This window comes from Dyadobacter sp., assembly GCF_051859145.1.
GTDB lineage: Bacteria > Bacteroidota > Bacteroidia > Cytophagales > Spirosomataceae > Dyadobacter.
Genome location: NZ_JBHYGF010000227.1, coordinates 1 through 6,971, shown reverse-complemented (window position 1 = coordinate 6,971; position 6,971 = coordinate 1). Strand labels below are relative to the sequence as shown.

General features: G+C 47.9%; 8 protein-coding genes. 3 read left to right on the top strand and 5 right to left on the bottom strand.

Annotated features, from left to right (window positions below; translation table 11 throughout):
• On the bottom strand, nucleotides 1–772 hold a 772-nt coding region (locus ACTIE6_RS14150; RefSeq protein ID WP_439557262.1), incomplete at its 3' end, for a ThuA domain-containing protein.
• A 48-nt stretch (nucleotides 773–820) separates the two neighbouring features.
• Nucleotides 821–1,015: a hypothetical protein gene (locus ACTIE6_RS14145; protein WP_439557261.1), complete on the bottom strand. Its 195-nt coding sequence runs from the start codon at nucleotides 1,013–1,015 to the stop codon at nucleotides 821–823.
• Nucleotides 1,016–1,059: 44 nt separating this feature from the next.
• Between ACTIE6_RS14145 and ACTIE6_RS14140 the strand changes: the two genes are divergently transcribed.
• From ACTIE6_RS14140 to ACTIE6_RS14130, 3 genes are all read left to right on the top strand, one after another.
• Nucleotides 1,060–1,506, top strand: a complete 447-nt coding sequence (locus tag ACTIE6_RS14140; RefSeq protein ID WP_439557260.1) for a hypothetical protein — start codon at nucleotides 1,060–1,062, stop codon at nucleotides 1,504–1,506.
• Between the two features lie 509 nt (nucleotides 1,507–2,015).
• Nucleotides 2,016–2,789: a DUF899 domain-containing protein gene (locus tag ACTIE6_RS14135; protein ID WP_439557259.1), complete on the top strand. Its 774-nt coding sequence runs from the start codon at nucleotides 2,016–2,018 to the stop codon at nucleotides 2,787–2,789.
• A 163-nt stretch (nucleotides 2,790–2,952) separates the two neighbouring features.
• Nucleotides 2,953–3,345: a winged helix-turn-helix transcriptional regulator gene (locus ACTIE6_RS14130; protein ID WP_439557258.1), complete on the top strand. Its 393-nt coding sequence runs from the start codon at nucleotides 2,953–2,955 to the stop codon at nucleotides 3,343–3,345.
• Here ACTIE6_RS14130 and ACTIE6_RS14125 read toward each other — a convergent pair.
• The 3 genes from ACTIE6_RS14125 to ACTIE6_RS14115 form a co-directional block, all read right to left on the bottom strand.
• Nucleotides 3,320–4,249, bottom strand: coding sequence for a hypothetical protein (locus ACTIE6_RS14125; protein ID WP_439557257.1), 930 nt, complete (start codon nucleotides 4,247–4,249; stop codon nucleotides 3,320–3,322). The two genes, ACTIE6_RS14130 and ACTIE6_RS14125, sit on opposite strands and share 26 nt — an antisense overlap.
• A 66-nt stretch (nucleotides 4,250–4,315) precedes the next feature.
• Nucleotides 4,316–5,578 (bottom strand): ankyrin repeat domain-containing protein, encoded by a 1,263-nt coding sequence (locus tag ACTIE6_RS14120; protein WP_439557256.1) that lies wholly within the window; start codon nucleotides 5,576–5,578, stop codon nucleotides 4,316–4,318.
• 131 nt (nucleotides 5,579–5,709) lie between these two features.
• On the bottom strand, nucleotides 5,710–6,971 hold a 1,262-nt coding region (locus tag ACTIE6_RS14115; RefSeq protein WP_439557255.1), incomplete at its 5' end, for an alpha-amylase family glycosyl hydrolase.

Below are 6,971 nucleotides of genomic sequence, written 5' to 3'. Positions count from 1 at the left end.
CATTTTGCCAATTCTTGTGAATATGTCCGCCTGTAAAGCCAAAACCCCGGCCGCCGTCAGATCTGTCAAAAGCCCAGGCGAGGGTTTGTAGTTCTTTTCTTTCCAGCACAGCTTCACGCACATATTTATTATTAGAGTGCGTACCATCAGGCTGTTTGAGCGTAGACTCGGGCGGAAGTGCCTGCAAAATAGGTGTAATGTTCTTCATATCTTCTGCAAAGCGCATGTGGTAGTACCATTCGTCCACAATGGAGAATGGTTTTACACCATTTGCAACAGGATGGTCAGGATAGCGTGCGAATGCAGCTTCCCAAACGGGGTTAACTGACCAGTTGGTCTCAAAGTAGCCGCCGATCCATTTCCTGAACTGATCGCCCGGCGCTCCTTTCGGTACCTCTAATGAAAAATGCAGGAAAACCAGGCCAACTCCTTTGCTCGTCAGCCGGTTAACCTGCTCAGCGTGCAGATAAGCCATGTGATTGGCGTCGCCCCCGTCGGAGTAAATAACGATTGCGTCCGCATCCTCCAAAATATCGGGATCGGAAGGCCAGCCATTTCTTACAATGATTGCAGAAGCTTGCTGCACACTGTCATTCAATGCTTTTGCAAGCAGGGTTGCGCCTCCGTTGTGCTCATGCTCACCTTTGCCGTGACTGTCCGGACCAGTGATAAAAACAATCTTCTTCTTCGCCTGCGCGTTTTGAACTGGCTGGGCGATCATACTTGTATAAACAAGCATGAAAAACAGGATTGTATGGAGCGTTTTTAGCATTGTTTTCCATTTATTTAAAACAGGCCGACAAACCCTTATTATGATTTGCTAACCCAGGCGAATCTCGTACGTCCCATTTTCACTTTTTTCCGGCACAGCCAATTCAAATTGTTCTGTTTGCTTTTCGCGCAGGTAATTTTCTACTGCCAGTATTGCGTCATTTTCATTTTCAACGTCTGACACGGAAAGGATCACACCTTTTTCCAGTTTTCCTGAACTGTCCTGATTCTTAACACTTGGCATAACTTTCAATTTTAAGTGGAGATAATTGGAAACCTAATTCAATAATGTGCGAGGTTTATATAGATAAAAGCGGCCAGCATGAAGATTCAGACTGGCCGTTTTTAACATTTACCATTGGTTCAGATTACCTTCTTGGAACTGATCCACCTGTACTGGCGCCACCTGATGAAGGTGTACCAGTGCTTCCTGGTACTGTTGATGAAGGTGATGTTGTGCTACCCGGCACGCTTGAAGGTGACGTAGTGCTACCTGGCATGTTTGTACGCGGTACATTATTGGTTCCCGGAGTAGTTGTACTTCCAGGGATAGTGCTTGATGGTTGCGATGCGCTACCTGGCAATGTGCTAGAAGGCTGGGTACTGCTGCCTGGCAAAGTCGACGATCTGTTTGTTCCCGGAACCGCAGTCGGATCTGTTGTGGTGCGAGGTACATTGTCAGTTGACTGCATGGTACCTTGCGTTGTGTTACCCGGCATTGTTGTCCGCTGCTGAGTTGTTCCTGCTGGCTGCGTAGTGCTGCCTGGTAGCGTTCCGGTTGATTGCGTGGTGCTACCTGGCTGTGTTGTACCTGGTAATGTGCCTGGTTGTACAGTGCTTCCGGGGACAGTTCTTGGTTGCGTAGTTGATCCTGCGCTACCTGCGCCAGTCGCCGGCGATGTGGTGGAAGTAGCTGGTGTTGTCTGTGCAAAAGCAACCGTTGTACACAACAACGCTAATCCTAATATGTTCATTTTTAATGCTTTCATGACATTTATTGTTAAGTGAATGATATGTTGATGAATGTGATAATTTGACACGGACACAAAAAAGATCGTACCAGAAAGAAGTATAGCGAACTGGAAAGCGCTATACGTTTCGTACAGCTTTACTATACGTCAGGCCAATATTCGGGCACATATAACACCATAATTTATGTCCCGAATACCCCTCCTATTCGGCCAGTCCACACACCAGATTTCAGGTGTACTTTCGCGAGATTTGATAAACAAAATCAAAGCACCATGGAGAAAATACAGGAACTGACACCAGGAAGCAAACCGGATCTTCGCATTGAAAGTGAGGTTGTTAGTAAAGAAGAGTGGCTAAAAGCGCGCCTCGCATTACTTGAAAGAGAAAAAGAACTAACCCGCCTGGCAGATCAGATTGCCGCAGCACGAAGAAAGTTGCCGAGGGTAGTTGTTGATAAGGATTATCAATTCGAAAGTACGGTGGGTACAGTTTCGCTTTCAGACCTGTTCGATGAAAACAGTCAGCTGATCATTTACCACTTCATGTTTGCGCCGGAGTGGGAAGAAGGTTGCCCGGGTTGTTCCTTTTTTAGCGATCATATCAGTGGTCCGAACTTGCATATTCCTCATCATGATGTTTCCATTGTGGTAGTCTCCCGCGCACCGCTCGCCACGATCCTGCCGTTTAAAAAGCGAATGGAATGGGATTTCCAGTGGGTATCCTCTTACGGCAGCGATTTCAACTACGACTACCACGTTTCATTCACGTCCGAACAAGTTGCAAATGGCGAAATTTACTACAACTATCAATATCAGAATTTTGATTCTGTAAGCGAGCTACCTGGTGTGAGTGTATTTTATAAGGATAGCAATGGAGTGATTTATCATACCTATTCTACTTATGCAAGAGGATCAGATATGCTGCTCGGTTCTCACGCGTACCTTGACCTGACGCCGAAAGGCAGAAATGAAGATGCGACCATGGACTGGATGCGCCATCATGATAAATACGAAACCGCCAAAAGTAAAGGCAGCTGCTGCCACTAACAATATTAATGGAAGTTATCCTTCCTCATTATGAGGGGAATAACTTCCACAAAGTAATAATTTTCGTTGTTCTCCAAGACTATCTATGTTTTCAGCAAAATAAGCTACCTTTACTAACCATTTGTAAGCAGCACACAAAAAGTTAGCAAAGATCTTTCATAACATGGAGACAAAATTGATACAGCGGATTTCCAAAGTAGAGTGTACGGGAAAGCTGAACGCGTTGGGCGATGCACTTTATGTAATCGGCGGAAAGTGGAAGTTGCACGTGATTATCGCGCTCACAGAAGGAAACAAGCGCTTCAACGATCTTCAAAGAACCATTACCGGCATTTCAGCCAGAGTTCTTTCCAATGAGCTGAAAGAATTGGAATTAAATGGATTTGTAAAAAGGATCGTACATACCGAGCCAAATGTACTGATTGAATACGAGCTGACTCCATACAGCGATACACTTCAACCTGTACTGACCGAGCTGGTAAAATGGGGCGAAATGCACCGCACTAAAATCCGGAGCGAGTGGGAACCTGCTACTGTGCTGGAAGAGTCACTGTAATGTGCCACATATCTCCTGAGTTCTTCACCTTTTCGGTACCCCAAACGCCCGGTCCGCCATCTGCCCGGAGGTAGACGCCAAACACCAGCGTGGTAATATTGGCTCCTTGAACCAGCACGCTGCCGCAAGCCGCTCCCGCACCACAGTTGCCCGTAATGGGACTTTTATCATGCAGGATTTTGGTTTGTGCATCATTGATCACCAGTTCCCTGGTTCCTGAGATCTTGGTAACAGTCAAACCCGGCGTGAGCAGTTCAAGTTCTGTTGCAAAACCCAGTCGCTTGTCACTGAAATTGGTTGTTGCTCCCAAACCTGCAAAAGATAGCACGGGATTGTTTACCGGTCTGCTGAATTGAAGCCGGAGCTTGCCGTAATAATAGCGGCTGGTATCTGAGCTGGGCGCCTTGGCTGTGATCAAAGGCTTTGCTGAAAGGAATATTTGTACACCAGGATTGGCATACAAATTAACCCCCCGGCCAACCGGTCCATTCGGATGCGCGGTAAAAATAGAACGGGTAGTATCCGTAAAATAATAGTTGCTGTTGACTACCGGAACTTGTCTCACGTGCGTACTGCTTGCACCCGAGGCAGCTCCGAATGTTAACCCGGTAACGTGCTGGGGAACATTCACGTAAGTCTGGTCATCGAAGCTGAATGTCAGCGTAAGTTCCTTTTCAGGCTTTTGAAAGTAGATCCCTTCATCCGAATTACCGTTCCTGTTGAAGAAAAATGACAGTGTCTGAGGGATGGAAGTGGGACCCTTCGGAACAGGCGGTTTGTAGCTGTTGCTCACGCCATCCTGTACGAATTCCAATGTATGTTGTGCAAAAACGGACGGGATTGAACCCAGCAGGAACAGCAGCAGGCCCGAAAACCGGGACACTCTGGTAAGTGAAGAAAGCATGTGTACTTATTTAAATATCGTTGAGAATGCCTATTGCATTGGCAATATAGGATTTATAATGCAGATTCAAACAGCTATATGGTCACCAAGCAGCTTTGCAACGTGCGGATCAAGTGGTGGGTTAAGGGTCGTAAAAAGCCACCAGGGATGTATTTTAGCACCAGCTTTAACCAGCTTTTCAATGATAGATAAATGATGCGGGGCGACTCCATCGTTTACCGTAGCCCAGAGAGTCTGATCCAGCACCGTTCCACCAGACTCAGTCCGGGCTTCCAGAGGCGCTTTTCTGCTCAGCAGAATCTGACACGTTTCGTGGTAACCATAGTAAGCCGCCCAATGCAATGCAGTCCACCGGCAGAAATCTGTGGAAGCAATACTTACACCCTGATCGAGCAAAAACTCAACCACTTCGACCCTGTTGTGCATGGCAGCCCATACCAGTGCAAGTTCGAGTTGCTTTTCGGGATTGCTCCTGCAATCTGCCCAGGGCACCCGAACTGTTGGCGTCGCCGATTTCAACATCCCTTTTTCTTTTAAATAACCAGATACCTCTTCAAGTTGCCCCAACGCAGCCGCTGCTACAATGGTCTCTACCCTCGCGCCACGCTTAACCAGAGTTTCGGCTGCTTTCGGGTAGTGAAAAGAAATGGCGGTAAGCAATGGAGAGCAATCATTATTGCAGCCATTTACAGCCGCGCCGTAGTCGAGCAGCTTTTCGACCAATGCTGTTTGCACACCGGCGCGCGCAGGATGCGCACTGGAAACAAGCAAGTCGAGCGTGGTATGCCAGTTACTTCCATAAATATCGGCCGGAGCGTCCACCTCACTGCCCGCATCAAGCAGGATTCCGGCGATTAAGGTTGCATTGATTGCGGATTTTTGCCTGAATTGCTCCACTCCATTGGCAGCAAGATAATGCAGGAGCGTGGCCTTGTGAGTCCGGGTAGAGCGGGTACTGATTAACGCAGGATCGTCTGCGATCAGCTTGCTAAGTGTAACCTCGTCGCCGTGCACAATTGCGTCTGCCGCCTGCTCAAACCTGCATGTGAGAGAATTTTCATCGTCAAGCTCGGTAAGGTGGCTTGTAAATACGTGGTAGTCTGCAAAACCATGTTGCCGCGCTATGGACAGCTTAGCATCGTTAATGCTAAAGTCGCATGATGAAAGGTTTACTTCATTGAATTTGTTCGGATTCGGGTGGTATTTGAGGATATACTTAACAGAATGGTCATCCAGTCGCAGGTATGACGCCAGCAACTCACTTGCTTTTTGCTCATAGCTTTTCAGTGTTGGCTGGATAAGAAGAGGGATTACTTTTGTTGTATGCATAAATGTTGCGGAGAGGTTTGAATAGCTGCTGAACATGACCGAAAACTAAGTTCTTTGCACATTCAGCAGCCATTTAGGCAATAAAATAGACCAGAAATCAAATTCTATCGATGCAACCTCCCACAAACTTATTATTCGGTAAAAGCCCGGAACCACCTGTACCCGTAAGCTTCCAGCGTAATGGTGTGCTTGCCTTCGCTATCCACCTGACTCTCAATATTATTCATTAAATCAATGAGCCGTCCTGTACCTGCCTGCTCTTCCGGCACCACCAGTTCCAGCGATTGTGCCTGGAAATTGTGCCAGACAAAGAGAATTTTGGACCGCCAGGTATATTTCATTCCGAGTATCTGCTTGTAGCCGGTGTCCAGGATTTCCCACTTGCCGTACCCGATCTCGGGACATTCTTTACGGAGACGGATCAATGTCGTCATCCAGTTCAGCAGCGAGCCCGGATCACGGCGCTGGCGCTCCACATTGGTATGTTCATAGGAGTAATAACCGTCACTCACCACCGGGTTCACCAGCTTCTCTGCCTTCGAAAACCCTGCATTATTTTCTGCTGACCATTGCATCGGTGTTCTTACCGCTGCACGCTCCGGCAGGGTAAGGTCCTCCCCCATTCCTATTTCATCCCCGTACCGGATCACCGGTGTGCCCGGCAGGGAGAACATCAGGCTGTATGCAAGCTCAGTCTGCTGCCGGTTACCCAGCATCGGCGAGAGTCGCCTACGGATACCACGTTCGTAAAGCTGCATATCCGGGTCCGGCCCGAACCGGGCAAAAACCGTCGCACGTTCTTCCTCCGTGAGTCTCCCGAGATCAAGCTCGTCATGGTTACGCAGAAAATGTGCCCATTGACTGTTTGCCGGGATCTCCCTGGTTGCTTCCAATGCTTTGATCAGCGGCTCGGTATCAGATGTGGCCAGCGCCAGGAATGTATATTGGTTTACAAAAAAATTGAACATCAGGTGGATCCCGTCACCTTCGTCACCAAAATATTGCTTGCTTTCTTCCGGAAGCACATTGGCTTCGCCCAGCAAAACCGCGTCGCCACGCCGCCATTGCAAAAACTGCCGCATCGCTTTGAGATGTTCAAAATGCATGACAGGCTTTTTCTCGTCGGGTCCCTGGGACTCTAAAATGAATGGCACTGCATCAACACGGAAACCAGCAATACCGAGTTCAAGCCAGTATCCCATAATGCGCGCAATTTCGGCCCGTACTTCCGGATTATCTGTGTTCAAATCCGGCTGGAATTCGTAGAAACGGTGAAAATAGTAGCTATTGGTTTTTTCATCCAATGTCCAGGTGGCTTTTTGTACACCGGGGAATACCATTCCCTTGTTCCAGTTTTTCGGCCGCTTGTCTGACCAGACGTACCAGTCGCGCT

Excerpts from the sequence above, each read along its gene's own strand:
- ACTIE6_RS14135 (WP_439557259.1), top strand. The coding sequence starts at position 2,016 with ATGGAGAAAATACAGGAACTGACACCAGGAAGCAAACCGGATCTTCGC.
- ACTIE6_RS14125 (WP_439557257.1), bottom strand. The coding sequence starts at position 4,249 with ATGCTTTCTTCACTTACCAGAGTGTCCCGGTTTTCGGGCCTGCTGCTG.
- ACTIE6_RS14145 (WP_439557261.1), bottom strand. The coding sequence starts at position 1,015 with ATGCCAAGTGTTAAGAATCAGGACAGTTCAGGAAAACTGGAAAAAGGT.
- ACTIE6_RS14130 (WP_439557258.1), top strand. The coding sequence starts at position 2,953 with ATGGAGACAAAATTGATACAGCGGATTTCCAAAGTAGAGTGTACGGGA.
- ACTIE6_RS14140 (WP_439557260.1), top strand. The coding sequence starts at position 1,060 with ATGTGCGAGGTTTATATAGATAAAAGCGGCCAGCATGAAGATTCAGAC.
- ACTIE6_RS14120 (WP_439557256.1), bottom strand. The coding sequence starts at position 5,578 with ATGCATACAACAAAAGTAATCCCTCTTCTTATCCAGCCAACACTGAAA.